Raw genomic sequence first — 24,900 nt, 5'->3', positions numbered from 1 at the left:
TGCCGTGCAATTAGGCGTCAGCTGCGCTATAGTCAAGGCGACCGTACGGTACGGTCGGAAAAAGATATGCTGCCCGAGACCAAGCCCCGCCTGGACCGTGACGCCCGCCGCGAGGCGATCCTCGACATCGCCGCCGAGGTGTTTCTGGCCGAGGGTTACGACTCCGCCTCGATGTCGACCATCGCGTCGAAGGTCGGCGGCTCCAAGAGCACGCTCTACAACTACTTCAAGAGCAAGGAAGAGATCTTCCAGGCTCATATCGAGCGCTATTGCACCTGGCAGAGCGGGGCGATGTTCAGTTTGCTGGACGACGGCGGCGACCTGAAAACCACGCTCACTCAGGTCGGCCGGCGCTACCTGACCAACGTGCTGTCCGACCGCAACATGCGCCACTTCCGGCTGATCACCGCCGCCGCTGAGCGCACGCCGGACCTGGGCCGCGCCTTCTATGAGGCCGGGCCGATGCGCGGCGCGCAGATCCTGGGCGACTTTCTGGCGCGGGCCAAGGCCGACGGCCGCATCCACGCCGAGGACCCGCTGGCCGCGGCCCACCAGTTCATCGGCCTCTGTCAGAACCGCCTGCTGAAGGCCCGGCTGGTCAACTATGTCGGGGAACCCAGCGCCGCCGAAGTGGACGCCGAGGTCGGCGCGGCGGTCGCGACGTTCCTGGCGGCGTTCGGGACCAAGGACTGAGGGGGCGAAACCTCGTCCTTCGACAAGCTCAGGATGAGGTTTTTACTCAGACGCTGGCAATAGTCCTCACCCTGAGCGTGTCGAAGGGCGAGGACGGCCTGGCGCGTCACGCGCGACCTCCAGCGACCTTGGCCATCAGGCCCGCGCTGGCGACCTCGCGTTCGGCCTGGGTGAAGCCGTAGGCCGGGACGATCTCGCCCGCGCGGTCGCTGACGCCGTCCCACTGGCGGATCACCTGCTCGCTGGCGTCCGCGCCGCCGCCTATGTAGCGGCCGTTGGTCAGGGTGATGTTGGCGGTGGCGAAGTGGCCGGCGCCGGCGCACAGGATCGTGCGGGTCGGGGCGTCGTCCTGGACCAGGGCCAGCAGGCCCGGGCTGACGAAGGCGGGATCGAGCAAGGCTAGGCTCTCGGCCGACAGCACGCCCTCGGTCATGCCCGTGGCCGCCGTCGGGGCCAGGCAGTTGACCCGGACATTGTACTTCTCGCCCTCGATGGCCAGGGTCTGCATCAGCCCGACCAGCGCCATCTTGGCCGCGCCGTAGTTGGCTTGGCCGAAATTGCCGTAGAGACCCGACGACGAGGTGGTCATGACGATACGGCCATGGCCCTGCTCGCGCATGAGGCCCCACACGGCCTTTGCGCAGACCGCCGCGCCCATCAGGTGGACGTCGACCACCAGGCGGAAGTCGTCGAGGCTCATCTTGGCGAAGGTCTTGTCGCGCAGGATGCCGGCGTTGCTGATCAGGATGTCGATCCGCCCCCAGCGGGCCACAACCAGCTCGACCATGGCGTTGACGGCGGCCTCATCGGTGACCGAGGCGGCGACGCCGAAGGCCTCGCCGCCCTGGGCGACGATCTCGGCGGCCACGCGGTCGGCGGCCTCCTGGCCCAGGTCGTTGACGACCACCTTGGCGCCGTGCCCGGCCAGATACAGCGCGTGGGTGCGGCCCAGGCCCCCGCCAGCGCCCGTGACGATCGCGACGCGTCCTTGCAGCATCATAGAACCCCCTTGCTCACTAGACTATTAGTGAATTTCTTTGACGGATTGATCCCGGATGACGGCGGCCACTAGGTCTGCGGTTTGCGCCGTTCGCAGGCCGCGATGAAGCCAGCGGCCATGAACGCGGCCATCCGTTCCTTCACGGCGTGGAAGTCGTCGGACTTGCAGACCCCGCCCGAAAGCTTGTCGATCCGGCCCGTGCGGGCCAGGGTCAGCATCAGGGCCCCCGTCACGAAATGGTAGCCCCAGAAGATGTCGGCCTCCGGACAGTCCGGCAGGGCCTTCTTCAGCAGGTCGATCAGGCGCAGCACCACAGGGTCGAAATGCTCGTCCATCAGGTCCGCGCCCCATGCGGGCGTGTTGGCGACCTGGGCGCCGAGGGCGGCGTAGTTCTTCCAGCCCTCCCCACCCTCGATGTAAAGATCAAGGTCGGTGTCCAGGAACGCACGGAGAGCGCCCTCCACCGTCGGCTTGCCGGCCGAGGCCGCTTCATAGGCCTCCAGCGCCCGCATCCGGCGCTCGCTGGTCACCACAGCCCGGCGCGCGAAGACCGCGTCGAACAGGGCTTTCTTGTCGTCGAAATAGTAGTTCATCAGCGTGTGGTGCACGCCGACCTGCTTGGCCACGTCCTTCAGGGTGACGCCATAAAGCCCGTGTTTCGAAAACAGCGCCTCGGCCGCGTCGAGGATCTGCTCCATCTTCTCGGCGCGCTGTTCGGCCTTGGTGGTGCGTCGACGGGTCGGGGCGGCTTCGGACACTGAGCGGGACTTTCTGGCGTTGGGGCGAGAGGCGTGGACGAATGAGGCGTCAACCGCCGCCGTATTCCGTTCGCAGCCTTATCTTGTCGATCTTGCCGGTCGACGCCAGGGGCATGCGCGGCAGGCGGTAGACGGCATCGGGGATCCACCAAGTCGCCACCCGCCCTCTCAGCGAATCCAGCAAGGCCTCGTCCGTGACCTCGCCCTGGGTCTCGACCAGCAGGATCGGTCGCTCGCCCCACTTGGGATCGGAGCGACCGATGACGGCGGCCAGCGACACCTCGGGCAGCGAGGCGACCACCGCCTCGATCTCGGCGGGATTGATCCATTCGCCGCCGGACTTGATCAGGTCCTTGGCGCGGCCGGTGATCATCAGATTGCCCGCCGCGTCGATGCGCGCCAGATCGCCGGTCGGGAACCAGCCGTCGGCGTCGGTGGCCGAGGTCTCATGGCCGAAATAGCGCTCGACCACGGCAGCGCCGCGCACCCGCAGATGGCCCTCGGCGCCGCGCTGCTCTGGCAAGGCCACGCCGTCCGCGTCGGTCAGCAGCAGGTCCACACCGACAGCCGGTCGACCGGAAAGCGCCGCGCGCGGCGGCGCGTGCAGCGGGGCGACGGTGCCAGAGGGCGACAGCTCGGTCATGCCCCAGCTGGTCTGGACCGTGACGCACAGGCCCTGCTCGATCCGCTCCATCAGCGCCGGCGGCATCGGCGCGCCGCCGACCATGATGCGCTTCAGCGACGGCAGGCGCTCGCCGGTGGCTTCCAGGTGCTCGACCAGACCCAGCCAGACGGTTGGCACACCGACCCCGACCGAGACCTCCTCGGCGGCGATGAGGCGGGCGAGACTGGCGCCGTCGGCGTTGCGGCCCGGCAGGACCAGCTTGGCCCCGGCCGCCGGGGCCGCGAACGGCAGGCCCCAGGCGTTGGCGTGGAACATCGGCACCACCGCCAACACCGCGTCAGCGCCCGAGATCGCCATCACGTCCACCTGCAGGGCCCGCAGGGTGTGCAGATAGCTGGAGCGGTGGGTGTAGGTCACGCCCTTGGGCGCGCCCGTCGTGCCGGAGGTGAAGCACAGGCCGCTGGGCGCGGTCTCCTCGAACTGGCCCCAGACCACGTCCGGCTTGGCGGCGGCGACCAGTGGCGCCAAGGCTTCACCCTCGGCGGCCTCGCCGTCGATGATCAGCAGGCGCTCGACGCCCGGCGCGGCGTCCATGATCTCGCGGGCCAAGGGCGCGAGGTCGGACGAGGCGATCAGCACGCGGGCTTCGGACTGGACGATCATCGACCCCAGTTGCTCGGCGGTCAGGCGCGGGTTCAGAGTGTGGCAGACCGCGCCCATGCCCATGATCGCATACCAGACCTCGACATGGTCCTGTGTATTCCAGGCCAGGGTGGCGACGCGGTCGCCCTTGCCCAAGCCGAGCCCCGCCAGCACCGACGACACCCGCAGGCTGCGGTCGCGCAGATCCGCATAGCCAACCCGGTCGATCCGTCCGCCCTCGCGCGCGGTCACCACCTGGCCGTCGGGACACCATTTGGCGGCGTGGTCCAGGAACTTGTCGAGCGTCAGGGCGAACGCCTGCATCTCGCCGTCAACTATCGACACTGAGGCACTCCAGGCGGAAGCGGCGGCGCGACGACGCCGACATTCCAGTTCCAGGGCGTGTCGCCCCGGGCGCGTCGGCGGCACATCACCGCCTCGTTCAGTTCGTACATGCCGGGGCGCAGATGCACGCCCGGCTGGGGTCCCGCGACGAAGGCCATGTAGGCGCGCTCGGCCCCGTACGCCTTCCAATCTGGCTGGCCGGCGGCCTTGGGCCCGCCGTCCTTGGCGAACGAGGCCCAGTAGTCGCCCATGGCAGCCGTCAACCTGGCTTCCTCGGGGGTTTCCGGGTTCTTCGGCCAGGCCGGCGGCGTGCCCTTGGCGGTGTCGAAGACATAGGGCAGCTCGCTGGCGTGGAAGCCGTGCAGACCCGCCGTCTCCGCGGCCGGATAGCCGTGGTCGAACAGGTAGAAATAGCCCGCTTGCCCGGCGGCGGTCTGCTTGGCCACGAGACGCTCGGCGGTCCAGCCATAGAGCGCGTCGCGGGTGGTCAGCAGCACGCTCTCCGGGACATCGCTGGACGGATAGAGCTTGAGGAAATCGTCCGCCAGGTCGCCGTAGCGCGCCCGGATTTCCGTCTCATAGGCCGCCGCATCGGCCGGAGGCGGCGGGGCCAGGATGCGCAGCGAGCGGATCTCTCCGCTGTTGAAGCCGGCCAGGATCGGCACATGGGCCTGCTCGCCCGCGTCGAAGGTGTCGACCAGTTGCCTGGGCAGCAGCTTGCCGTCCACCGCCCCGAAGGTCTGGAAGCCGGCCATCAGGGCGCCGGTGGTCAGGGTCTCGGCGTCCATGGCCCGCAGGTCGGCGAGGGACTTGGCGCCCAGCTTGGCGGCGGTGGCCGCGCCCATGGTCTCGGCCGGGATGTGGCCGTACTTGGGCTCGCGCAGGTCCGGCGTCGAGACCATGTAGGCGCTCTGGGCGATGGCCTTGTTGAACAGCCCCCGGGCCGGCGGCGAGGCCATCAGGTACATGACGCTCAAGCCTCCCGCGGACTCGCCCGCGATGGTGACATTGGCCGGATCGCCCCCGAAGGCGGCGATGTTGGTCCGCACCCACTTGAGCGCCGCGATCTGGTCCAACAGGCCGTAGTTGCCGGACACATGGTCGGGCGATTCCGCGCTGAGCTCGGGATGGGCCAAGTAGCCCAGCACGCCGAGGCGGTAGTTGATCGAGACGACCACGATCCCGCGCCTGGCCAGGGCCGCGCCGTCATACATGCCCTCGGCGCTGGAGCCGCCGATCAGCGAGCCGCCGTGGATCCAGACCAGCACCGGCGCCTTCTTCGCCTTCGTGGGCGTCCAGACGTTCAGCGACAGGCAGTCCTCGCTGAAGCTCTTCAAGGGCGAGGCGTAGATGCTGCCCGGGCGCGGCTTGGGCTGAAGGCAGGACGGGCCGAAGTCGAGAGCGTCGCGGACGCCGCTCCAGGTCGCCGGCGCGACGGGCGGCTTCCAGCGCAGCGCGCCGACCGGCGGCGCGGCGTAGGGGATGCCCTTGAACACCGCAAGGCCATCCTGGGCGGCGCCTCGAACGGCGCCGGCCCCAACCTTGACTATGGGCGCCTTGACGACAGGAGCCTCGGCCCTGGCGACGGCCGGAGCCATCGCCAGGGCCGCAAGGGCCGACATGAGAAGACGCTTGCGCAAGCTGCTCATCGCCATCCCCTAGAACGCATAGCCCAGCCGCACGCCGGCCGTGCGCGGCCGCATGGTGGCGAACCGGCTGGCGATGAAGGCCTCGGGGTGGACGTAGGTGATCGAGTGGTCGTCGAAGAGGTTCTCGACATAGGCCCCAATCGTGGTGTCGCCCATGGCCACGGCGAAGGTGGCGTTGACGTTCTGATACGCTTCCGTGAAGCCGTAGGTCGCGCTGGTCACGCTGGGCTGGCCCGGCACGTGCTGGAACGAGCCCGGATACGAGCCGACGTGCTGCAGCACGACCGACAGGTTGGCCTTGGCCTTCGGAGTCACGTCCCAGCCATAGTTGACGAACAGCGAGCCCTGCACCTTGGGCGAGGCCAGGCGCGCGCCGACCACCGCGCCGGAGATCGCCGCCTCGGCCGGGGTCAGCTCGGTGACCTTGGCGTCGTTCAACGAGCCGTTCAGGCCGATGGTCAGGCCCTTGGCCGGGAAGGCCAGCAGCTCCAGCTCGATCCCCTTGCTGCGCGCCGCGCCGATGTTGGTGGCGAACTGGACGCTGTCGGAGACGCGATTGGCCTGGACCTGGATGTTGCTCCAGTCGATCAGGTAGACGGCGAGATTGGCCGAGACCAGACCGTTCAGGAACCGGCCCTTGGCCCCGACCTCGTAGTTGGTCAGGTCGTCCGACGAAGCGCCGTTCGGGATGATCAGGTCGCTGGAATTGACCAGGCTGGGCCGCCCGGCGAAGGCGTTGACCACCGGGGTGCGGAAACCGGTCGACACCGTGGCGTAGGTCGTCAGGGTGGGCGACGGCTTGTACGACAGGCTAACCTTGAACGAGGGCTTGCTGCCGGTCGCCTTGACGCCGCTGGCCGCCGCGAACGGGGTCAGGGTCAACGGCCCGCGGATGCCGAACAGGGCGTTGGTCAGATAGGCGCTGCTGTAGCCGCCGGCCTCGGTGAAGCCCTGGGCCTCGACCCGACCGTAACGCATCCCGCCGGTCAGCCAGACCTTGTCGTTGAAGTGGTAGGTCAGCTGGCCGAAGGCGGCCTTTTCCTGCGAATTTATGTGGGTGTACTGGCGCTGGTAGTACTCGTCCGGCAGGCCGGTAATGCCGTGCGAGGCCAGAAAGGCCGGGCTGGAGCGGTAGAAGTAGTCCACGTCCAGGCGGCGATCGAGATAGAAGCCGCCGATTACCCAGTCGAGCTTGCCGCCCGGATCCGACGCCAGCCGCGCCTCCTCGACGAAGGTCTTCTGGAAGCCCCCGGCGTCCAGGGCGAAGGCGATCGCCTGTTTGAACGTGCCGGCCAGGTCGACATAGAATTTCTGGTCGAACTTCGAATAGGTCGACGAACTGGTGAAGTGCGCGCCGTCGAACTGGTAGTCGATCGTGACATTGTGGCTGCGCATCTCGCCGACGAACTGGTCCGGCCGGTCCGAGATCCGCTTGTTCCGACCCAGGGCCGGATTGACCATCGACGAGTCCTTGGGGTTGCTGTCCTCGTAGGAGAACAGCGCCTTCACCGACAGGCGGTCGTTGGGCTTCCACAGCAGCGTCGCGCGACCGCCCCAGTCGACCAGGGTATTGGAGTTGTGGACGCCGGTGCCGAGGTTATCGAGATAGCCTTCCTCGTGCCGGTAGAAGCCGACCACGCGCAGGGCCAGCTTGTCCTGGATGATCGGCATGTTGAGCATGCCGTTGTAGCGCTGGCGCAGCGAGTCAGAGCCGGTCAGGCCGAAATCAACCAGGGCCGCGCCCTCGCGGCTCGACAGGTTCGGCGCCTTGGTCAGGATGCGCAGCGCGCCCGACAGCGAACCCGAGCCGAACAGCGTGCCCTGGGGACCGCGCAGGAACTCGACCCGCTCGACGTCGAACAGGTTGGGATCCAGCACCGTGGTGTTGCCGATCGTCGAGATCGGCAGCTCATCCACATAGACGGCGACCGTGCTCTGCAGGTTGGCGCCGTAGCCGTTGGTGGCGATGCCCCGGGCGGTGAAGTTGTTGAAGTTGGCAGTGGCGCGGTTCAGCACCACGCCCGGCGTCTGGCGAGCCAGGCCTTCGAAGCCGACAATGCCCTTGGCGGTCAGCTCCTTCTGGTCGAAGGCGGTGACGCTGAGCGGCACGTCCTGTAGCTTTTCGGGACGGCGGGTCGAGGTGACGATGACTTCTCCGACCAATGCGGCGTCGCCCCTCCCCTGATTGTCAGCGGCCGCCTGGGCTGCGGCCTGTGTGGCGAATGATACGAGCGCGACGGCGCATGCCGACGCCAGCAGACAAGCCTTCATGTCGTTCCTCCCCGAACGAGCGTCGATCGTTTTTGCGTCGACGTTTATGGGCGCACGGTGAGCGAGATCCGGGCCGCTGTCAATATTCACTCTCTCGAGCGTGAACATTGACGAGGCTTCGAAGTTGGGCGCATGCTCCGAAACAGGCCAAGCTCAAGAACGGCCGCTGGGAGGATGCCTTGAAGACCACGCGCGCGATGACGCCGCGGCCCTGTCCGCACGCCCGGACGGCCGCTCGATGAACGCCCCCGCTCTCTCGTCGAACGCGACCCACGCCCCCGTCGGCGGCCGCGCCTGGCTGGTGCTGGGCATGTTGTGGTTCGTCTATGTACTGAACTTCCTTGACCGCCAGTTGATGTCGATCCTGGCCAAGCCGATCCAGGACACACTGCATGTCAGCGACAGCCAGCTGGGCCTGATCGGCGGCCTCTATTTCGCGATGTTCTACTGCTTTATCGCCATTCCGGTCGGTTGGCTGGCCGACCGCACCAACCGCGTGGCGGTGCTGTCCCTGGCCTGCGGCGTCTGGAGCGCGGCGACCGTCGCCTGCGGCCTGTCACGCGGCTATGGTGAGTTCGCCGTCGCGCGGATGACGGTCGGCTTCGGCGAGGCCGGCGGGGTGCCGCCCTCCTACGCGATCATCTCCGACTACTTCCCGGCCAGCCGACGCGGCACGGCGCTGGGGATCTACAACCTCGGCCCGCCCGTCGGCGCGGCGCTGGGCATCGCGTTCGGCGCGGCGATCGCGGCGGCGTTCAACTGGCGCTACGCCTTCGTGATCCTGGGCGTCGTCGGCCTGGTCGCCGCCGTGGTGCTGCCGCTGCTGGTCAAAGAGCCTCCGCGCGGCGGCCTGGACGGGACCGAGATCAAGGTCGCCAGGGCTGGCTTCTGGTCGACGCTGAGGATGTTCTTCTCGCGCCCGACCCTGGTGCTGGCCGCGCTGGGCAGCGGCGCGACCCAGTTCGTCACCTATGGCCTGGGCAACTTCACCACCCTGTTCCTGATGCGCGAGAAGGGCATGGCGCTCGGCGAAGTGGCAGTCTGGTACGCCCTCGTCGTCGGCATCGGCATGAGCGCCGGCATCTTCGTCTCGGGCCGGGTGATCGATCGCTTCCGCAAGAAGTCCAAGGTCGTCTACGCCATGGCCCCGGTCGTTTCCCTGAGCCTGGCGATCCCGTTCTATATTGGCTTCGTCTGGGCCCCGACCTGGCCGCTGGCCCTGGCCCTGCTGATCGGCCCGACCTTCCTCAACTACTTCTACCTGTCGTCCTCGGTGGCGCTGGTCCAGGAAGAGGTCAGGCCCGACCAGCGGGTGATGTCCGGCGCCTTGCTGCTGCTGGTCATGAACTTCATCGGGCTGGGCCTGGGGCCCACCTATGTCGGCGCGGCCAGCGATTTCTTCAAAGCCAGCCACCCGCACAACTCGCTGCAGATGGCGCTCTACACCTTGGTCCCTTTCTACGTGATCGCGATCGGGCTGTTCCTGTGGCTGGCCCGGATCTTCCGAAGGGCCGAGCAGGCTTAACAACCGCGCGCGGGCTTCATTCCTTGAGGGCGATGAAGCCCGCCGCCATGAACCTCGCGATCCGCTTCTTGATCGCCGGAAAGTCGTCGGAGTGGCAGAGGCCGCTCGACAGCCGATCGATCCGCCCCGTCCGCGCCAGGGTGTTCATCAGCGCGCCCGACACGAAGTGGTAGCCCCAGAAGATCTCCTCGTCGGCATAGTCCGGCAGGGCGCGCTTGAGGATGCCGACCAGCCTCAGGACGACGGGGTCGAAGTGCTCGTCCATCAGCGCCGCGCCCTCGGGCGTGTTGCTGACCCGGGCGCAGAAGGCCCCGTAGTTCATCCAGTGCTCGCCGCCCTGGTAGTAGAGATCGAGATCGGTATCGAGGAAGGCGTGCAGCGCGCCCTCGACCGTGGGCTTGTCGCCGACCGCCTGCTCATACTGGTCCAGGGCGATCATTCGCCGTCCGGATGTGACGCCGGCCCGCCGCGCGAACACCGCTTCGAACAGGTGGGCCTTGTCCTTGTAGTAGTAGTTCAGCAGCGTCGTGTGTATGCCCACCCGCACGGCGACGTCGCGCAGGGTCACGCCATAGAGTCCGTTCTGCGAGAACAGGTACTCGGCCGCGTCCAGAATCTGCTCCAGCATCTGGGCGCGCTGCTCGGCCTTGGTGCGCGGGCGCTCCCTGGCCTCTTCCGCGGTGGCTCCTGCCAAACCGTCCTCCTGGTCCTACCGTTCGCCGCGTAGTCGGCGCAGCGCGCCCCTGTCAATCGTTCCCATAACGGCAATCGTCGTGTCTGAGCCTGCGCCTCGAAGTCAGCGAACAATGATCATTGACGAGATCGAAGCGGCGCCACAATACTCACTCTTGTGAGAATGAGCATTAGAGACTCGTTCCACGGGAGGGATCGCCACATGAGAATTGGGCTTACAAGCGCGTCGGGCGTCGCGCTGCTAATCGGGATCGCGGGCCTCGGCGCCCCAGCCCAAAGTCAGGGATTGGCGGGTCAGCAAAAGACGACCAACGATCCCTCCACCCAGGTCGAGGAAGTCATCGTCACCGGCTCCAACATCCGGGGCTCGGCGCTGGACGCCGCCCTCCCCGTGGAGGTCTATTCCCAGGAGCAGTTGGAAAAGCAGGGCTCGCCGACGGCGCTCGAATTCGCCAAGAGCCTGACCATCTCGGGCCCGACGACGGGCGAGTCCTACTATTTCGGCGGCCCGGCCCTGGTTGGCTCGGTGAACTACAATCTGCGGGGCCTGGGGGCCGACAAGACGCTGGTCCTGCTGAACGGCCGGCGAATGAACCAGAACACCGCCAATGTCCCCTCTATCGCCCTGGCTCGCACTGAGATCCTGAAGGACGGCGCGGCGGTGATCTACGGCGCCGACGCCACCGGAGGCGTCGTCAACTTCATCACCCGCGACAAGTTCGTCGGCATGGAGGCCCAGGCCCAGTACAAGCAGATCCGGGGCTCGAAAGGCGACCATTCGGTCGGCGTGATGGGCGGGATCGGCGAGGACCGCGTCAACCTGCTGGTTTCGGCCGAGTACGAGCACCGCTCGCGTCTGAACACGCTGGAACGCGACTTCACCAAGGCCTCGCTGACGCCGGGCGCCGGCTACAACCCCGCGCCCTGGTCGACCCTGACCAACCTGACGGGCTGGCAGCCGCGCGGCCCCCTGCCCGCCGTTCCCACCGCCACGGACACCGGCGAGTGGGGCGCGAACCTGGGCGGCATCGTCTCCGACTTCACGCCCGCCAGCTGCGCCGCCGTCGGCGGCCGCATGGATAACGCCTATACCTGCGCCTACAACTACATCCCGTACTACCGGCTGGTGGAAAACCAGGACACCTATCGGCTCTACGCCCAGCTGAAGGCGCAGATCACCGACAGCATGAAGTTCCACATGGACGCCTCGTACGGGCGCGTGACCTTGCCGCAGGTGATGGGTTCGCCGGCCCAGCCGGTGTCGCGAGGCCCGGCGTTGACGACCGGCGCCGTCAACCAGTTCTACGTGCCGATCAGCAACCCGTTCGCGGCCGAGTTCGCCGCCAAGAACGGCATCGTCGGCGCCTCGGGCTTCACCCCGATCACCTACCGGCTCTTCGGCCACGGCGGAAACCCCTACTACTCCGGCGGCGACGGCTTCGGCGTGGCCGACAAGATCGACAACAAGGTCTGGCGCGTCTCGGCCGGGATCACCGGCGACCTCGGAGACCTCGCGCCGTTCGCCAAGGCGGTGGGCTACGACTTCGCCCTGACCTATAACGACGCCTACAACTACAACACCCACGCCGACACCATCGGCTATCGCCTGCAGGAAGCCCTCAACGGCTTCGGCGGCTCGAACTGCCACGCCGTCGACCTGGACCCGACCCGCTTCGGCACCCAGAACGCCGCCGCCGCCGGCAAGAACGGCTGCCAGTACTGGAACCCCTTCTCCAGTTCGTTCAAGGGCCAGCCGGTGCGCGGCCTGGCCAACCCCAACTACATCGCCGGCCACGAGAACCCCGAGGACCTGTCCCTCTGGATGTTCGATCCGCGCGCCGTCGAGACCAAGTCAAACAACTTCACCGCCGACCTGGTGTTCAACGGCCTGTCGGGCCTGAAGCTGCCCGGCGGCGAAGTGGGTTGGGCCTTGGGCGCCCAGTACCGCTCGTTCGAGAGCCGCCAGATCGTCTCCAGCCCGTTCAACAATGGGACAGTCCAGTGCGAGTGGCCGGCCGGCACGACCAGCGCCAATGGCCCGGGCTCGCCGAACCTTCCGGCCAATCCGCTGCCGACCAACGACCCGAACTTCCGCGGTTGCACGCCGGACGCGCCAGGCCCGTTCGTCCTGTTCGCGCCGACCCTGCCGGCCCAGGCCGACCAGAGCCAGTACTCGCTGTTCGGCGAGCTGCAGATCCCGCTGTTCTCGACCGTCGACATCCAGCTGGCCGCCCGCAAGGAGAAGTTCTCCAACGACCTCGGCGCCACCGTCTACAAGGTGTCGGGCAAGTGGAAGGTCTTGGGTCCGCTGACCCTGCGCGGCTCTTACGGCACCAACTACCAGACCCCGCCCTTGGGCGTGACGCCCGGCGCCATCACGGTGGCCGCGCGCACCTACACCGTAGCGGCCAGCAACTGGCTGGCGGCCCAGTTCGTCACCGACGCCAACCTCAAGCCCGAGACCGCCAAGACCGCCAATATCGGCGCGATCTGGGCAAGCCGAGGCTTCCGCGACGATCACAAGTTCCGCCTGATCGTCGACCACTTCGATATCAGGACGAAGGATCAGATCGGCCAGGTCGCCGACCCCAACCAGATCGCCAGCCTGGTCTTCAACGGCGCCGGCGGCACGATCACCACCTGCGATGTCGCCAAGCAGCCCCTGCTGGCCCGTATCACCTTCAACACCGGCTGCGCGGTCGGCATGAGCGGCGTCGGGACCTTCTCGGCCGTCTCGACCCGCTACGGCAACGGCCCGGGCCAGACGACCAAGGGCTTCGATATCCAGGCCAACTACGGTCTGCCAATCGGCCCGGGCGATCTCGACGTCAACCTCACCGCCACCCGCGTCACAGAGCTGAAGACCGGCCCGACGCCCCTGGACGGCGTGACCATCTCGACCGGGGACGACCGCCTGGGGACGCTGAACTTCGCCACCTTCGCCCAGGCCGCTCCCAAGCTGCGCGCCAACCTCGGCGTCAACTATGGCCTCGGCCGCCAGAACTTCCGCCTGGGCGTCAACTACGTCTCGGCGGTCGTCGATGAGCGGGCCGGCGTCCAGTATGGCGAAAACGGCAAGGCCTGGGTGACGACCGACTTCACCTATCGCCTGCAACTAGGCGACGACATGGCCCTGACCGCGACGGTCGCCAACATTTTCGACCGCGATCCGCCGCCGGCCCAGGAAGAGTTCGGCTACGACCCATGGACCGGCAACCCGTTGGGCCGGACCATCGAACTGGGCGTCAAGAAGGCCTTCTAGGTAAGGCGCTTCCCTGTTCCCACCTCTCGCGGCGGGCGGCTTCTGGCCGTCCGCCGTCCTTCTTTTGGGGACGGGAAATTGCCACCATGGCGGGCCTTTACGCCAAATTCGCACATTATGGCCGATGCTGTGGGTCACGGTTCACACGGCGAGCTCATGGCCCTCTCATCCCTGGCGTTTTCGGCTTCCCATGCGGGTGACGGCGGGGCTCACGCACGCCTCGAAACCGCGCGTGGCGCGATCGAAGGCCGCTTCGTCGAGGTCGGCGACGTCCTTTCGCAGGTCGTGGACGGAACCAGCGCCCTGATCACCGCCCTGGACCGGATGCGCGAGGGCCTGGAAGGCCAGGAAGTCGCCGCCGCAACCCGCCAGTTGGGCGAAGCCTCCAACCAGCTGCGGGAATTGCCCACGACCCTGCACGCGCGCCGCGACCGCCTGGGCGCGTTGGTCAGCGCCGGCGACGCCCTGACCACCTGCATCGAGGACATGCGCCAGCACCTGGCCTACCTCCGGGTCTTCGGCGTCAACATCAAGATCACCTCGGGCGGCATCGCCGCCGCCGGTCCGGAGTTCGCGATCTTCGCCCAGGAGATCTGCGACTGCATCGAGCTGGGCCGCACTCAGCTGGACACCTTTCGCAGCGACCTCTCCAGCATGGACGGCGCCCTGCGCGCGGCCCTCGGCCACGAGGACGAGCTGCGCCGCCGCTGCGACGGCCTGCTGCCGGCGGTGCCCGACGCCCTGGTCGGCCAGACCGCCGCCATCGCCGACCATCAGGCCAAGATCGCTCAGATCACCACCCGCGTCGGCGAGCTGGTCCGCGACGTCCGCAAGAAGATCGGCTCGGCCCTCGCCGCCCTGCAGATCGGCGACATCACCCGCCAGCGCATCGAGCACGTCCAGCACGGCCTGATGCTGCTGCGGACCTCGGCCCCGGCCCGCGCCTTCTCCGTCGAGGCGCGCGAGCGGCTGGACGCCTTCGTGCACCGTCTGCTGGCCGCCCAGCTGAAAGCCACGATCGACGACTTCCACCGTGACGTCTCGCGTATCAGCCAGAGCGTCGCCGCCATCGCCGGCGACGCCAGCGAGATCCTGCGCCTGCGTGAACACGCCCAAGGGGGCTCCGAGAAGGACGGCAGCTTCCTGCGCGGCCTGGAATCCAGCGTCGGCGAAGCCTTTGCCCTGGTCGACGACATCGACGCCGGCGCCCGGCAGGCCGAGACGGTCAGCCGCTCGGCCGCCAGCTCGGCCCGCGACCTCGCCGCCCAGATCGAAGCCATCCAGAACATGCGCGCTGACGTGCAGATGATGGCGCTGAACACCACGCTGAAGTGCTCGCGCATCGGCGAGACCGGCAAGCCGCTGGGCGTCATCGCGGTCGAGCTGCGCGCCCATGCCGGCCATCTGGAAACCTCGGCCGCCCGCACCCTGACGGCGCTGAAATCCCTCTCGGAGTCGGCCGACGCACAGCCCTGCGCCGACGGCCAGGATGGCGCGGCCGGCGCGGCAAAGTCCCTGCGTGAAGCCGTCGGTCGCATCCGCAAGACAGGCGACGCCGTCGAAGGCGACCTTGTCGACGCGGCCCGCCAGGGCGCCGACGTCGTGGAGATGCTCCGCCGCGCCGCCGCCCGTTTCGACTTCCAGCGTCAGGTCGGCGTCCACCTCGACCAGGCCGTCGCCGAACTGGAAAGCCTGTCCGACGACGTTCCCGTCGACGACCTGATGAGCGCGTTGTCGCCCCTGCTGACCGACTTGGCGCGCAGCTACACCATGGCCCAGGAACGCGAGGTTCACGCCGCGCTGACGGAAGGCCTGGACATGGCGGGGATCGAGGAGCCGGCCGAAGCTGAAGCCGTCGAGGACGACGACCTGCTGTTCTAGGGCGCCAGCTTACACTTCGCGAAGGCCACCAACACTTGTCATGCCGGAAGCGTTAGCGCTGTCCGGGACCCAGGAGCTGGCGCGGAAGTTTGCCCTGGATCCCGGCTCTTCGCTTCGCAGCGGCCGGGATGACACAGTTCTGGACGATCAGATCGTAGGCGCCCCTACCGGTTCGAAGCCTTCAGGATTTCCTTGGCCAGCGCCTGCAGCGGCGCGACGCGGTCGACGCAGCCCAGCGCGATGGCTTCCTTGGGCATGCCGAAGACCACCGAGGTGGCCTCGTCCTGGGCGATCGTGTAGGCGCCGGCCTGCTTCATCTCGTTCATGCCGCGCGCGCCGTCGTCGCCCATGCCGGTCATGATCACGCCCACGGCGTTGGAGCCGGCCGAGCGCGCCGCCGAGCGGAACAGCACGTCCACGGACGGCCTGTGGCGAGTGACCAACGGACCGTCCTTGACCGTCACATAGTAGCGGGCGCCGCTGCGCTCGAGGATCGTGTGCTTGTTGCCCGGCGCGATCAGCACCCGGCCGCGCAGCACCGTGTCGCCGTCCTCGGCCTCCTTGACGGAGACCGCGCACAAGCTGTCCAGCCGCTTGGCGAAGGAGGCGGTGAACTTTTCGGGCATGTGCTGAACGATGACGATGCCGGGCGAATCCGGCGGCAGGCTTTCCAGCACCGCGCGCAGGGCTTCGGTGCCGCCGGTCGAGGCCCCGATGCAGACGATGGCCTCGGTCGTCTTGGCCATGGCTCTCCCCGAGGGCGGGGGCAGCATGGCGTCGGCGGTCAGCTTCTTCTCGGGCTCGTGGATCGGACGCGGCACGGAGACTGGAGGGCGTCGCGCGCCGGCGACGCGGGCGCTGGCGGCCGCCTTAACCGCGTCGCAGATGCGGATCCGCGACTCCATCAGGGCATCGGCCACGCCGATCTTCGGCTTCAACACGATGTCGACCGCGCCGGCCTCCAAGGCCTGCAGCAGGGTCTCCGAGCCGGCCTCGATCAGCGACGAGCACATGACCACCGGGATCGGATGCTGGCTCATCAGCTTGCGCAGGAAGGTGATGCCGTCCATGCGCGGCATCTCGACGTCCAGGGTGATGACGTCGGGGATATCGTCGCGGATCCGCTTGGCGGCCACGAATGGGTCGGAGGCGACGCCGATCACCTCGATCTGCGGGTCGGACTCCAGCACGGCCGACAGGGTCTGCCGGACGGTGGCGGAATCGTCGATGATCAGAACGCGGATCTTGCGGGCCAAGGCCTAGCCCCTCTGGAAGACGGTGTTGGCGATCTGCCGCAGCGGCAGGTCCAGCCCCACGATGGATTCGGAGTGCCCCAGGAAGAGGTAACCGTCGGGCGCCAGGTGGCGGCAGAGCCGCCCCAGCACCTTGGCCTGGGTCGGCTTATCGAAATAGATCAGGATGTTACGGCAGAAGATGATGTCCATCTGCTGTTCGACGGGATAGTGCTCGTCCATCAGGTTCAGACGGCCGTACGCAACCTTGCTGCGCAGTTCGGGAACGATCCGCACCTCGCCGCGCGAGGCGTCCTTGGCCCGCATTACGTAGCGCTGGCGACGGGACATCGAGACGGGCTGGATCATCGACTCCACGAAGCGGCCGGCGATCGCCTGCTGCAGCACCTCGGTGCAGATGTCCGTGCCCAGGATGGAATAGTCCAGGCCGCGCCGCGCGGAACAGAACTCGTCCAGCACCATGGCCAGGGTGTAGGGCTCCGCCCCGGTCGAGGCCGCCGCGCTCCAGACACGGAAGTGCTGACGGGTCTTGGCCAACTGCGGCAGGACCGTCTTTTCCATGAAATCGAAGTGCACCGGCTCGCGGAAGAACTCGGTCTTGTTGGTCGTCACCGCGTCGATCAGGTGGATCGTCTCGGTTTCCAGGCCGTCGTCCTCGAACAGGAAGCGGCAATAGTCGTTGACGTTGTCGAAGCGATTGACTCGCATCCGGCGGCGCAGACGCCCTTCCAGCATGGTCTTCTTGTTCGACGGCATCTTGATGCCGCTGTAGCCGTGGATGAACTCGGCCAGCCGCGTGAAGTTACGGGCGCTGAGCGGTTCGCTGGTCGTGACGGGTTGGAGGGCGAGCGCAGCTTGCGACACTAAGGGATCCGATCAGGCGGCTTGAGCGATGTAGGCAGCGTCCTGGCTGGTCAGCAGACGGGCGAGATCGAAGATGACCACGAAGCCCCCCTTCCCCGCGGCGGCGTCGCGGCGCACGACGCCGCGGATGTAGTCCGAGCGCCACGGCACGCCGATGTCCGGCGAGGCCTCGATCTGGCTTTCGGCGAACGAGATCACCTCGATCACCCGGTCGGCGACTAGGCCCAGCGACAGGGTGCGATCCCCGACAGGCACATCAACCACTAGGATCCGCGTCGCGCCGTCGGGCGGCACGGCGGGCAGGCCCAGCTTCAGGCGCAGGTCCAGGGTCGGCGCGCCGCGACCGCGCACGTCGGTCAGGCCCAGCAGATAGGCCGGGCCGTCGGGGATCCCGAACGGCTTGGCGTAGTCGAGGATCTCGCGGACATAGGCCACGGGAACCGCGAAGACCTCGGCCCCCAGGCCCAGGGTGACGAACTGTTCGGTCGAGCCGCTCATCAGGCATATTCCTTGAAATCGGCGTCGGCGTCGTCGGGACCGCCGTTGGTGAGGTCGAGGGCGAAGCCGGCGACGCGGGCCTGTTGGCCGGCCACCGCATTCCGCGTCGGCTTGCGCGCGGCAGGCGCTGCCGAACGCTTGGCGGCGACGGGGCGCGGGACGGGTCGACGTTGGCCCGAACGGTCGGCGGTTTCCGTGCGGAAGTAGGAGATCGAGGCCTGCAGCTCCTCGGCCTGGGCCGCGAGTTCCTCAGAGGTGGCCGACATCTCTTCCGAGGCGCTGGCGTTCTGCTGGGTCACCTTGTCCAGTTGCTGGATGGCTTCGTTGATCTGCGAGGAGCCGATGTCCTGCTCGCGGCAGGCGGCGCTGATCTCAGCGACCAGTTCGGCAGTCTTGCGGATGTTCGGCACCAGGCTGGTCAGCATCTCGCCGGCCGATTGGGCGGCCTTGACGGTGTCGGACGACACCGCGCTGATCTCGGAGGCGGCGGTTTGCGAGCGCTCGGCCAGCTTGCGCACTTCCGAGGCCACGACCGCGAAGCCACGGCCATGTTCCCCCGCGCGGGCGGCTTCGACGGCGGCGTTCAGGGCCAACAGGTCGGTCTGGCGAGCAATCTCCTGCACGATGGTGATCTTCTCGGCGATCGTCTGCATGGCGTCGACGGCCTTGCTCACGGCCATGCCCGAGGTCTCGGCGTCGACGGCCGACTGGCGGGCGATCTTTTCGGTCTGGGCGGCATTGTCGGCGTTCTGCTTGATGTTGGCCGACATCTCTTCCATCGAGGCCGAGGCCTGTTCGGCGGCCGTCGCCTGTTCGGTGGCGCCCTGGCTCATCTGCTCCGAGGTCGCCGAAAGCTCCTGGCTGCCGGACGAGACGTTCTCGGAAGCCGCGACTGCGTCGGCGACGACGCCGCGCAGGCGCTCCACCATGCGCTCCAGCGCCAGGCCCAGGGTGTCCTTGTCCGACAAGGGCTTGGGGCGAACGGTCAGGTCGCCGTCGGCGACCTTGTCCGCCAGAGACGCGGTCTCGCGCAGGTTCGCGGTCATCCGGTTGACCGTATCGACCAGATCCTTGATCTCATCGTTGGTCGTCACCACGACGTCCTTTTCCAGGTCGCCGATCGCCACCGCGTCTATGGCCACGCTGACCTTGCGCAGGCCCATCGTGACGGTCCTGGAAATCCACAGGGCCGCGATCGAACCGATGGCCAGCGCCAGGACAACCAGTCCGATGAACAAGGCCCGTGCATCGGCGAAAACCTTGTCGCCCTCAGCGCTGGCGGCCGCGCCACCATCGATGTTCAGTTTGACCAGAGTGAGAAGGTCCGCTGACAGGTCGTCATACAGCGCCTTAGTGTCACCCAAGGCTTGAACAGCAGCGACATTCTGATTGCCTCGCGACAGAACGAGCATGCGATCCGAGTCTAAAATATACTTTGCGTACTTTCCGGAAAAGCGATCATAAATTTCCCGCTCTTTGTCGGAAGAAATCAGCTTTTCGTAGCGCGCGCGGTCTTTCTTGATCATTTCAAGCGTTGCGCTGATCTCCTTGTCGACATTGACCATTGCCGCCGGATCAGTCGTTGCGACGTGGACATATTGCAGGACTCGCAGGTCGGAAGTCGCGGTATTGATGCTGTGGATCGCATCTATACTCGGCATCCAGTTTTCGGAAATAACCGTCGACTGCTCGTTTATCGAGCTCATCTTCATGATGCCGACGACGCCCATGAGCGCCAAGATCAACAAGACGGTGGCGAAGGCGCCAGCCAGTTTAACCTTGATAGTTGCACGCATGGAGAAGCCCCCGCTTCGGCTCAGGATTGAAAGATGAGATCGATATGACGGTCCCGAGGACTGGCCGCGGTCCGCTAGGTTTGGTGGAGATTGCCTACGCTGGGTACTGGGTCTGGGTGGAAAGGCGGGACCGGCTCAGTAAGCCGCCGGTCCGTGAGTTCAGGAACGGATCAGGCGTATTGCTTGAAGTCGGCGTCGTCGGCGTCCGGACCACCATTGGTCAGGTCCAGCGCAAAGCCGGCCGCGCGGGCCTGCTGGGCGGCGACCGGACGGGTGGCGGGCTTGGCCGGGGCCTTGCGGACCGCGCCCGTCGAGGCCGGACGCTTGACCGGAGCGGCCTTGCGGACCGGCGCGCGATGGCCGCCGTGCGCGTCCGTGCGGAAGTAGGAGATCGAGGCCTGTAGCTCCTCGGCCTGGGCGGCGAGTTCCTCAGAGGTGGCCGACATCTCTTCCGAGGCGCTGGCGTTCTGTTGCGTGACCTTGTCCAGTTGCTGGATGGCTTCGTTGATCTGCGAGGAGCCGATGTCCTGCTCGCGGCAGGCGGCGCTGATCTCAGCGACCAGTTCGGCGGTCTTGCGGATGTTCGGCACCAGGCTGGTCAGCATCTCGCCGGCCGATTGGGCGGCCTTGACGGTGTCGGACGACACCGCGCTGATCTCAGAGGCGGCGGTTTGCGACCGCTCGGCCAGCTTGCGCACTTCCGAGGCGACGACCGCGAAGCCGCGACCATGTTCGCCGGCGCGAGCCGCTTCCACCGCCGCGTTCAGGGCCAGCAGGTCGGTCTGGCGGGCGATCTCCTGCACGATGGTAATCTTCTCGGCGATCGTCTGCATGGCGTCGACGGCCTTGCTGACGGCGGCGCCCGAGGTCTCCGCGTCGATCGCCGACTGGCGAGCGATCTTCTCGGTCTGGGTGGCGTTGTCGGCGTTCTGCTTGATGTTGGCGGCCATCTCTTCCATCGAGGCCGAGGCCTGTTCGGCGGCGGAAGCCTGCTCGGTGGCGCCCTGGCTCATCTGCTCCGAGGTCGCCGAAAGCTCCTGGCTGCCGGCCGACACGTTCTCCGAGGCCGAGATCGCGTCCGACACCACGCCGCGCAGGCGCTCGATCATGATGTTCACGTGGCCCAGCAAGTCGCCGATCTCGTCGCGGGTGGTGATCTCGACCGAGTTGGTCAGGTCGCCATCGGCCACCATCCTCACGGCCTCCGAGGCGCGGTTCAGGCCCTTGCTGACCGCCATTGAGATGTAGAGCGCCGCGCCGACCGCGCCGAGCAGCGAGATGACCGACAGACCGATCAGCATGTTGCGAGTGGTGGCGAAATCGGCGTCGGCCTTGGCGGTCGCGGTTTCCAGTTGGGCCTTCGACAGCTCGACCAGTTCCTCCACGCGGGCGCCGGCCTCGACGACGGCCTTGCGACCGTCGCCCATCGACAGGACGGTGGCGGCGGCGTCGTTATCGGCCAGGGCCAGCGACAGCACGCGGCCGTGGATGTCCATCATCTGATCGAAGGCGCCGCCCAGGGCCTGCCACTTCGGCTTGCCCTCGGCCGTGGCCAGACCTTCGGCCTTGGTCAGCAGGGTGTCGAACGCCTGGCGCTCCTTTTCGATAGAGGCCTCCAGCTTGTTCACCTCCTCGGGCGAGCCGACGAGGATCATGTTCTTCTCGGCGCGCACCGCGTTCAGCAGGTGGATGTTCAGCTGCTGGGCGATCTCCAGGCGCTGGGCCGGTCCGTCGACCATGTCGTTGAGAGCCGCGTTCGTCTTGGACAGATTGGTGACGCCAAAGACGTTGCCGATGAGCAGCAGGGCGATCACGAACCCGAAGGCCAGGCCGAGCTGAAGTTTGATGGTCAGTCGCATGGTGAGCTCCGGGCGATCAACGTTGAGCAGTGTGGAGGGCGGTGACGGGCGCCGATTGGCCCCGGGTGGCGAAAATCTGGTCCAGGTCCGGCAGCACGATCACGTCGCTGTTGCGGCGGACCAGGCGGCGGATGAAGTCAGCCCGCCAGCGCATCCCGACGCGCGGAACCTCCTCGGTGGTGTCGGCGGTGATCGAGGTCACCTCGTGAACCTTGTCCGCACGCAGTCCGATCAAGGTCGGTTCCCCGTCCAACGGGTGCTCGATGACGACGATGCGGTTGTCGATCGTGGTCTCGCCGACGGTCATGCCGAAGGCCATGCGAAGATCGACGAGCGGGATCACCCGGCCGCGAAAGTTGATCACGGCGCCGACGAACGGCGGGGCGCCGGGGACCGGCGTCTCGGGCAGCAGGTCCAGGACCTCGCGCACATAGCCGGCCTCGAGGGCGAAGGTCTCGCCCTGCAGGTCGAAGGTCAGGGCCTCGATGGTTTCGTGAGTCATCGTCTTTCCCCTCACCCGGCCGCGCGTATTTGCGCGTCGTGGCGTTGGCCCAGGCTGACCAGGGCGGCGATGTCCAGGATCAAGGCCACGCCGCCATCGCCCATGATCGTCGCGCCCGAGAAGGCGCCGACGTCCTGATGGAAGGCCGACATCGGCTTGATGACGGTCTGGTGGTCGCCGAGGATCTGGTCGACGACCAGACCCACGCGGTCCTGGCCGGTCGCGACCACGACGATCTTCTGGTGCGGGTCGGGCTGGGTACCGGTCATGAACTGCTCGCGCAGGCGGATGAACGGCACCAGCTCGTCGCGAAGCGTGATCAGGCTGCGCCCCGTGGAGCGCAGGTCCTGCACCGGGGTCAGCTCGACGCATTCCTCGACGGTGGACAGCGGGATCACGTAGCGGCCCGAGCCGACGCGGATCAGCAGGCCGTCGATGATGGCCAGGGTCAGCGGAATGCGCAGCGACACCACCGAGCCTTCGCCGGGCGTGCTGCTGATCTCGATCGAACCGCGCAGGCCTTCGATGGTCTTCTTGACCACGTCCATGCCGACCCCGCGGCCCGACAGGTTGGTGATCGCCGCCGCGGTCGAGAAGCCGGGCGCGAAGATCAGCTGCAGCAGCTCGTTGTCGTTCAGCACCTGACCCGGCTGGATCAGGCCGTTCTCCTCGGCCTTGGCGCGGACGCGGTCGCGGTCGACGCCCCGGCCGTCGTCGGTGATGGTGATCACCACCTCGGCGCCCGACTGGCGGGCGGCCAGCATGATCTTGCCGACGGTCGGCTTGCCGGCGGCGGCGCGCTGCTCGGCGCCTTCCAGACCGTGGTCGGCCGAGTTGCGGATCAGGTGGATCAGCGGGTCGGCCAGGCGCTCGATCACCGTCTTGTCCAGCTCGGTGGTCTCGCCTTCGGTCGACAGCTCGATCTGCTTGCCGGTGTCGCGCTCCAGATCGTGGATCAGGCGACGGAAGCGGCCGAACAGCTGGGCGATCGGCACCATGCGCACGACCATCATGGTGTCGCGCATCTCGCCGGCCAGGCGCTCGATTTCCTCGGCCACGGCGCGCAGGGCGACGTCAGACGACGAGGCGGCCAGTTGCTTCAGGCGCGACTGGGCGATGACCAGTTCGCCGACGCGGTCCATCATCTCGTCAAGGCGCTCAGCGGGAACGCGGACCGTGTCCCCGGATTTTGAAGCAGCGCGGCCGGCCTCGGCCGGAGCGTTGGCGGCGACCGGGACGTCTTCGTGAACGGCGGCGGCCGCGGCGGCCGGCGCGTCGACTTCCGGTTCGACGGCGACCGCCGTGAGATCCTCGACCTCAAGCGTCATCTCGTCGATCACGAAGATGAAGACGTCATCGATGGCGTCCCGTTCGTGCTTGGTGGTCAGCAGGACTTCCCAGGCCAGGCGGCACTCGGCGGGGATCAGCTGGGCCAGCGGCGGGACGTCGTCGGTGATAACCCGCACGCGGGCATCGCCCAGGTCGCGCAGTTCGTCCAGCAGCGGCAACGGGCGCGCGCCATTGATCAGGGCGTCGGCGGGCAGGCTGAAGCGGATTCGGAAGGTGTTCATGCCGGGTTCGGCCGGTGCGGCGACCGGGGCGGCCTCGCCGCCGTCGATGGCGGCCTGCAGGTCGGCCAGCAAGGCCTCGCCAGCGCCCTCGACGACCGGGGATCCTTCGGCGAGCGCCCGCATGTGGTCCTGGGCAGCCAGGACCGCCGAGACCAGGCTGGGCGAGGCCGGGACCTCGCCCTTGCGGACGCGGTCGAAGGCGGTTTCGCAGTGGTGGGTGAAGGCGGCCAGGGCGTCAAAGCCGAACATGGCGCCCGAGCCCTTCAGGGTGTGCAGACCCCGGAAGATAGTGTCGATGAGCGCGCGATCCCCCGGACGACGCGCCAGATCGAGCAGACCCTGCTCGATCTGCTCCAGCAGTTCCTGGGCCTCTTGGCGGAACGTCTCGATGGGATCCAGGCCGCTCATTTGGCGAGGACCTTCTTGACGACGCGGACCAACTGCTCTGGATCGAAGGGCTTGGTCAGCCAACCGGTGGCGCCGGCCGCCTTGGCCTGGGCCTTGACGTCGGCGTCGGATTCCGTGGTCAGGAACAGGATCGGCACGCCCGCGCCCGCGGGGCGCTGGCGCAGCTCGCGGATCATCGTTAGGCCGTCCATGACCGGCATGTTCAGGTCGGTGACGATCAGGTCGAAACCGCCGGCCGAGGCCTTGTCCAGCCCCTCGGCGCCGTGCGCCGCCTCGGTGACGCCGTAGCCTTCGCCAGTCAGGGCGATCTTGATCGCCGCGCGAATGGAGGCCGAGTCATCGACAGTGAGGATCGCGGTCATTGTTCAGTCGCCCCTTGAAGCCAGAAGTTCATCCGATCCCGGTCGTCGGGATCCAGGAAACCGCCTCGCTGCAGGACCTGCAGAACCGCGCCTTGAGCGGGTTCTCGCAACTGGATCGAACGGTTGCTTTCCGCGGCGGAGCGCCGAGCGGACTCGATCAGTTGAATGAAGGTCAGATCCGCCTCTTCGAGGCCGGCGATTTCAATCGTGATTGAATTGTTGCTCTCGAAAGCGTCGAGCAAAATATCGCGCGCGTCCGAAATATTTGAAATAGTCACGTTATCCGAAAATTGGATAACTGAACTCTCGAGTTCGCCTGACATATTCACCCCTACGCGCAAATATAGTCCGTTGGCAGAACGGATCTATACCTACAATCTAGAGTGCGACGGCCAGACTTAAATTAGGGTAAACTAGGCAACCCGAAGCGCTGCGACATTGTG

Annotated in this window: 19 protein-coding genes and 1 pseudogene; 5 read left to right on the top strand and 15 right to left on the bottom strand. The window is 67.2% G+C overall.

Features of this window, described 5'->3' with window-relative positions; translation table 11 throughout:
* Positions 1-66: 66 nt before the first annotated feature.
* The gene (locus tag CSW62_RS06350; protein WP_099576317.1) at positions 67-693 is read left to right on the top strand and encodes a TetR/AcrR family transcriptional regulator; all 627 of its coding nucleotides are present in this window, start codon (positions 67-69) and stop codon (positions 691-693) included.
* Positions 690-790 (top strand): annotated as a pseudogene (locus tag CSW62_RS27405) (hypothetical protein); the annotation flags it as partial. The gene CSW62_RS06350 and the pseudogene CSW62_RS27405, both read left to right, overlap by 4 nt.
* Before the next feature lie 9 nt (positions 791-799).
* On the opposite strand, the gene CSW62_RS06345 reads toward CSW62_RS27405, so the two are convergent.
* The 5 genes from CSW62_RS06345 to CSW62_RS06325 all read right to left on the bottom strand — a co-directional run bounded on the left by CSW62_RS06345 (position 800) and on the right by CSW62_RS06325 (position 7,983).
* Complete coding sequence (locus CSW62_RS06345; protein WP_099576316.1) at positions 800-1,693, bottom strand: SDR family NAD(P)-dependent oxidoreductase; 894 nt, start codon at positions 1,691-1,693, stop codon at positions 800-802.
* Between the two features lie 68 nt (positions 1,694-1,761).
* Entirely contained in the window at positions 1,762-2,391 is a 630-nt protein-coding gene (locus tag CSW62_RS06340; protein WP_099582191.1) for a TetR/AcrR family transcriptional regulator, read from the bottom strand.
* A gap of 109 nt (positions 2,392-2,500) precedes the next feature.
* The gene (locus CSW62_RS06335; RefSeq protein ID WP_099576315.1) at positions 2,501-4,042 is read right to left on the bottom strand and encodes an AMP-binding protein; all 1,542 of its coding nucleotides are present in this window, start codon (positions 4,040-4,042) and stop codon (positions 2,501-2,503) included.
* A gap of 11 nt (positions 4,043-4,053) precedes the next feature.
* Entirely contained in the window at positions 4,054-5,712 is a 1,659-nt protein-coding gene (locus tag CSW62_RS06330; protein ID WP_099576314.1) for a carboxylesterase/lipase family protein, read from the bottom strand.
* Positions 5,713-5,721: 9 nt separating this feature from the next.
* On the bottom strand, positions 5,722-7,983 hold the full coding sequence (locus tag CSW62_RS06325; protein WP_099576313.1) for a TonB-dependent receptor: 2,262 nt from the start codon (positions 7,981-7,983) through the stop codon (positions 5,722-5,724).
* A gap of 238 nt (positions 7,984-8,221) precedes the next feature.
* Between CSW62_RS06325 and CSW62_RS06320 the strand changes: the two genes are divergently transcribed.
* Positions 8,222-9,508 carry an MFS transporter gene (locus CSW62_RS06320; RefSeq protein WP_099576312.1) on the top strand — a complete coding sequence of 429 codons (1,287 nt, stop codon included), beginning with the start codon at positions 8,222-8,224 and terminating at the stop codon, positions 9,506-9,508.
* 16 nt (positions 9,509-9,524) lie between these two features.
* On the opposite strand, the gene CSW62_RS06315 is transcribed toward CSW62_RS06320, so the two are convergent.
* On the bottom strand, positions 9,525-10,136 hold the full coding sequence (locus CSW62_RS06315) for a TetR/AcrR family transcriptional regulator (protein WP_369827543.1): 612 nt from the start codon (positions 10,134-10,136) through the stop codon (positions 9,525-9,527).
* A 351-nt stretch (positions 10,137-10,487) separates the two neighbouring features.
* On the opposite strand from CSW62_RS06315, the gene CSW62_RS06310 reads away from it, so the two are divergent.
* Positions 10,488-13,463, top strand: a complete 2,976-nt coding sequence (locus CSW62_RS06310; protein WP_233206623.1) for a TonB-dependent receptor domain-containing protein — start codon at positions 10,488-10,490, stop codon at positions 13,461-13,463.
* Between the two features lie 156 nt (positions 13,464-13,619).
* On the top strand, positions 13,620-15,344 hold the full coding sequence (locus CSW62_RS06305; protein ID WP_099576309.1) for a hypothetical protein: 1,725 nt from the start codon (positions 13,620-13,622) through the stop codon (positions 15,342-15,344).
* 164 nt (positions 15,345-15,508) lie between these two features.
* On the opposite strand, the gene CSW62_RS06300 is transcribed toward CSW62_RS06305, so the two are convergent.
* The 9 genes from CSW62_RS06300 to CSW62_RS06260 all read right to left on the bottom strand — a co-directional run bounded on the left by CSW62_RS06300 (position 15,509) and on the right by CSW62_RS06260 (position 24,780).
* Positions 15,509-16,600 (bottom strand): chemotaxis response regulator protein-glutamate methylesterase, encoded by a 1,092-nt coding sequence (locus CSW62_RS06300; RefSeq protein ID WP_099576308.1) that lies wholly within the window; start codon positions 16,598-16,600, stop codon positions 15,509-15,511.
* 3 nt (positions 16,601-16,603) lie between these two features.
* Complete coding sequence (locus CSW62_RS06295; protein WP_099576307.1) at positions 16,604-17,461, bottom strand: protein-glutamate O-methyltransferase CheR; 858 nt, start codon at positions 17,459-17,461, stop codon at positions 16,604-16,606.
* 12 nt (positions 17,462-17,473) lie between these two features.
* Positions 17,474-17,959 carry a chemotaxis protein CheW gene (locus tag CSW62_RS06290; RefSeq protein ID WP_199170524.1) on the bottom strand — a complete coding sequence of 162 codons (486 nt, stop codon included), beginning with the start codon at positions 17,957-17,959 and terminating at the stop codon, positions 17,474-17,476.
* Positions 17,959-19,755, bottom strand: a complete 1,797-nt coding sequence (locus CSW62_RS06285) for a methyl-accepting chemotaxis protein (RefSeq protein WP_099576305.1) — start codon at positions 19,753-19,755, stop codon at positions 17,959-17,961. The genes CSW62_RS06290 and CSW62_RS06285 overlap by 1 nt, the downstream gene beginning before the upstream one ends.
* Before the next feature lie 170 nt (positions 19,756-19,925).
* On the bottom strand, positions 19,926-21,614 hold the full coding sequence (locus CSW62_RS06280; protein ID WP_099576304.1) for a methyl-accepting chemotaxis protein: 1,689 nt from the start codon (positions 21,612-21,614) through the stop codon (positions 19,926-19,928).
* 16 nt (positions 21,615-21,630) lie between these two features.
* Entirely contained in the window at positions 21,631-22,116 is a 486-nt protein-coding gene (locus tag CSW62_RS06275) for a chemotaxis protein CheW (protein WP_099576303.1), read from the bottom strand.
* Positions 22,117-22,127: 11 nt separating this feature from the next.
* The gene (locus CSW62_RS06270; RefSeq protein WP_099576302.1) at positions 22,128-24,095 is read right to left on the bottom strand and encodes a chemotaxis protein CheA; all 1,968 of its coding nucleotides are present in this window, start codon (positions 24,093-24,095) and stop codon (positions 22,128-22,130) included.
* Positions 24,092-24,457 (bottom strand): response regulator, encoded by a 366-nt coding sequence (locus tag CSW62_RS06265; RefSeq protein WP_099576301.1) that lies wholly within the window; start codon positions 24,455-24,457, stop codon positions 24,092-24,094. The genes CSW62_RS06270 and CSW62_RS06265 overlap by 4 nt, the downstream gene beginning before the upstream one ends.
* The gene (locus CSW62_RS06260) at positions 24,454-24,780 is read right to left on the bottom strand and encodes an STAS domain-containing protein (RefSeq protein ID WP_099576300.1); all 327 of its coding nucleotides are present in this window, start codon (positions 24,778-24,780) and stop codon (positions 24,454-24,456) included. Before CSW62_RS06260 ends, CSW62_RS06265 begins: the two co-directional genes overlap by 4 nt.
* Positions 24,781-24,900: the final 120 nt, after the last annotated feature.

It is taken from the genome of Caulobacter sp. FWC2 (assembly GCF_002742625.1).
Lineage (GTDB): Bacteria > Pseudomonadota > Alphaproteobacteria > Caulobacterales > Caulobacteraceae > Caulobacter.
The sequence above is the reverse complement of the archived record's forward strand: the minus strand, read 5'-3'. Positions and strand labels throughout refer to the sequence as shown.

Bases quoted from the DNA above. Each gene is read 5' to 3' on its own strand.
- CSW62_RS06320 (WP_099576312.1), top strand. From the start codon at position 8,222: ATGAACGCCCCCGCTCTCTCGTCGAACGCGACCCACGCCCCCGTCGGC.
- CSW62_RS06305 (WP_099576309.1), top strand. From the start codon at position 13,620: ATGGCCCTCTCATCCCTGGCGTTTTCGGCTTCCCATGCGGGTGACGGC.
- CSW62_RS06265 (WP_099576301.1), bottom strand. From the start codon at position 24,457: ATGACCGCGATCCTCACTGTCGATGACTCGGCCTCCATTCGCGCGGCG.
- CSW62_RS06280 (WP_099576304.1), bottom strand. From the start codon at position 21,614: ATGCGACTGACCATCAAACTTCAGCTCGGCCTGGCCTTCGGGTTCGTG.
- CSW62_RS06285 (WP_099576305.1), bottom strand. From the start codon at position 19,755: ATGCGTGCAACTATCAAGGTTAAACTGGCTGGCGCCTTCGCCACCGTC.
- CSW62_RS06315 (WP_369827543.1), bottom strand. From the start codon at position 10,136: ATGCTGGAGCAGATTCTGGACGCGGCCGAGTACCTGTTCTCGCAGAAC.
- CSW62_RS06275 (WP_099576303.1), bottom strand. From the start codon at position 22,116: ATGACTCACGAAACCATCGAGGCCCTGACCTTCGACCTGCAGGGCGAG.
- CSW62_RS06325 (WP_099576313.1), bottom strand. From the start codon at position 7,983: ATGAAGGCTTGTCTGCTGGCGTCGGCATGCGCCGTCGCGCTCGTATCA.
- CSW62_RS06345 (WP_099576316.1), bottom strand. From the start codon at position 1,693: ATGATGCTGCAAGGACGCGTCGCGATCGTCACGGGCGCTGGCGGGGGC.
- CSW62_RS06350 (WP_099576317.1), top strand. From the start codon at position 67: ATGCTGCCCGAGACCAAGCCCCGCCTGGACCGTGACGCCCGCCGCGAG.
- CSW62_RS06260 (WP_099576300.1), bottom strand. From the start codon at position 24,780: ATGTCAGGCGAACTCGAGAGTTCAGTTATCCAATTTTCGGATAACGTG.
- CSW62_RS06290 (WP_199170524.1), bottom strand. From the start codon at position 17,959: ATGAGCGGCTCGACCGAACAGTTCGTCACCCTGGGCCTGGGGGCCGAG.
- CSW62_RS06340 (WP_099582191.1), bottom strand. From the start codon at position 2,391: ATGGAGCAGATCCTCGACGCGGCCGAGGCGCTGTTTTCGAAACACGGG.
- CSW62_RS06270 (WP_099576302.1), bottom strand. From the start codon at position 24,095: ATGAGCGGCCTGGATCCCATCGAGACGTTCCGCCAAGAGGCCCAGGAA.
- CSW62_RS06330 (WP_099576314.1), bottom strand. From the start codon at position 5,712: ATGAGCAGCTTGCGCAAGCGTCTTCTCATGTCGGCCCTTGCGGCCCTG.
- CSW62_RS06335 (WP_099576315.1), bottom strand. From the start codon at position 4,042: ATGCAGGCGTTCGCCCTGACGCTCGACAAGTTCCTGGACCACGCCGCC.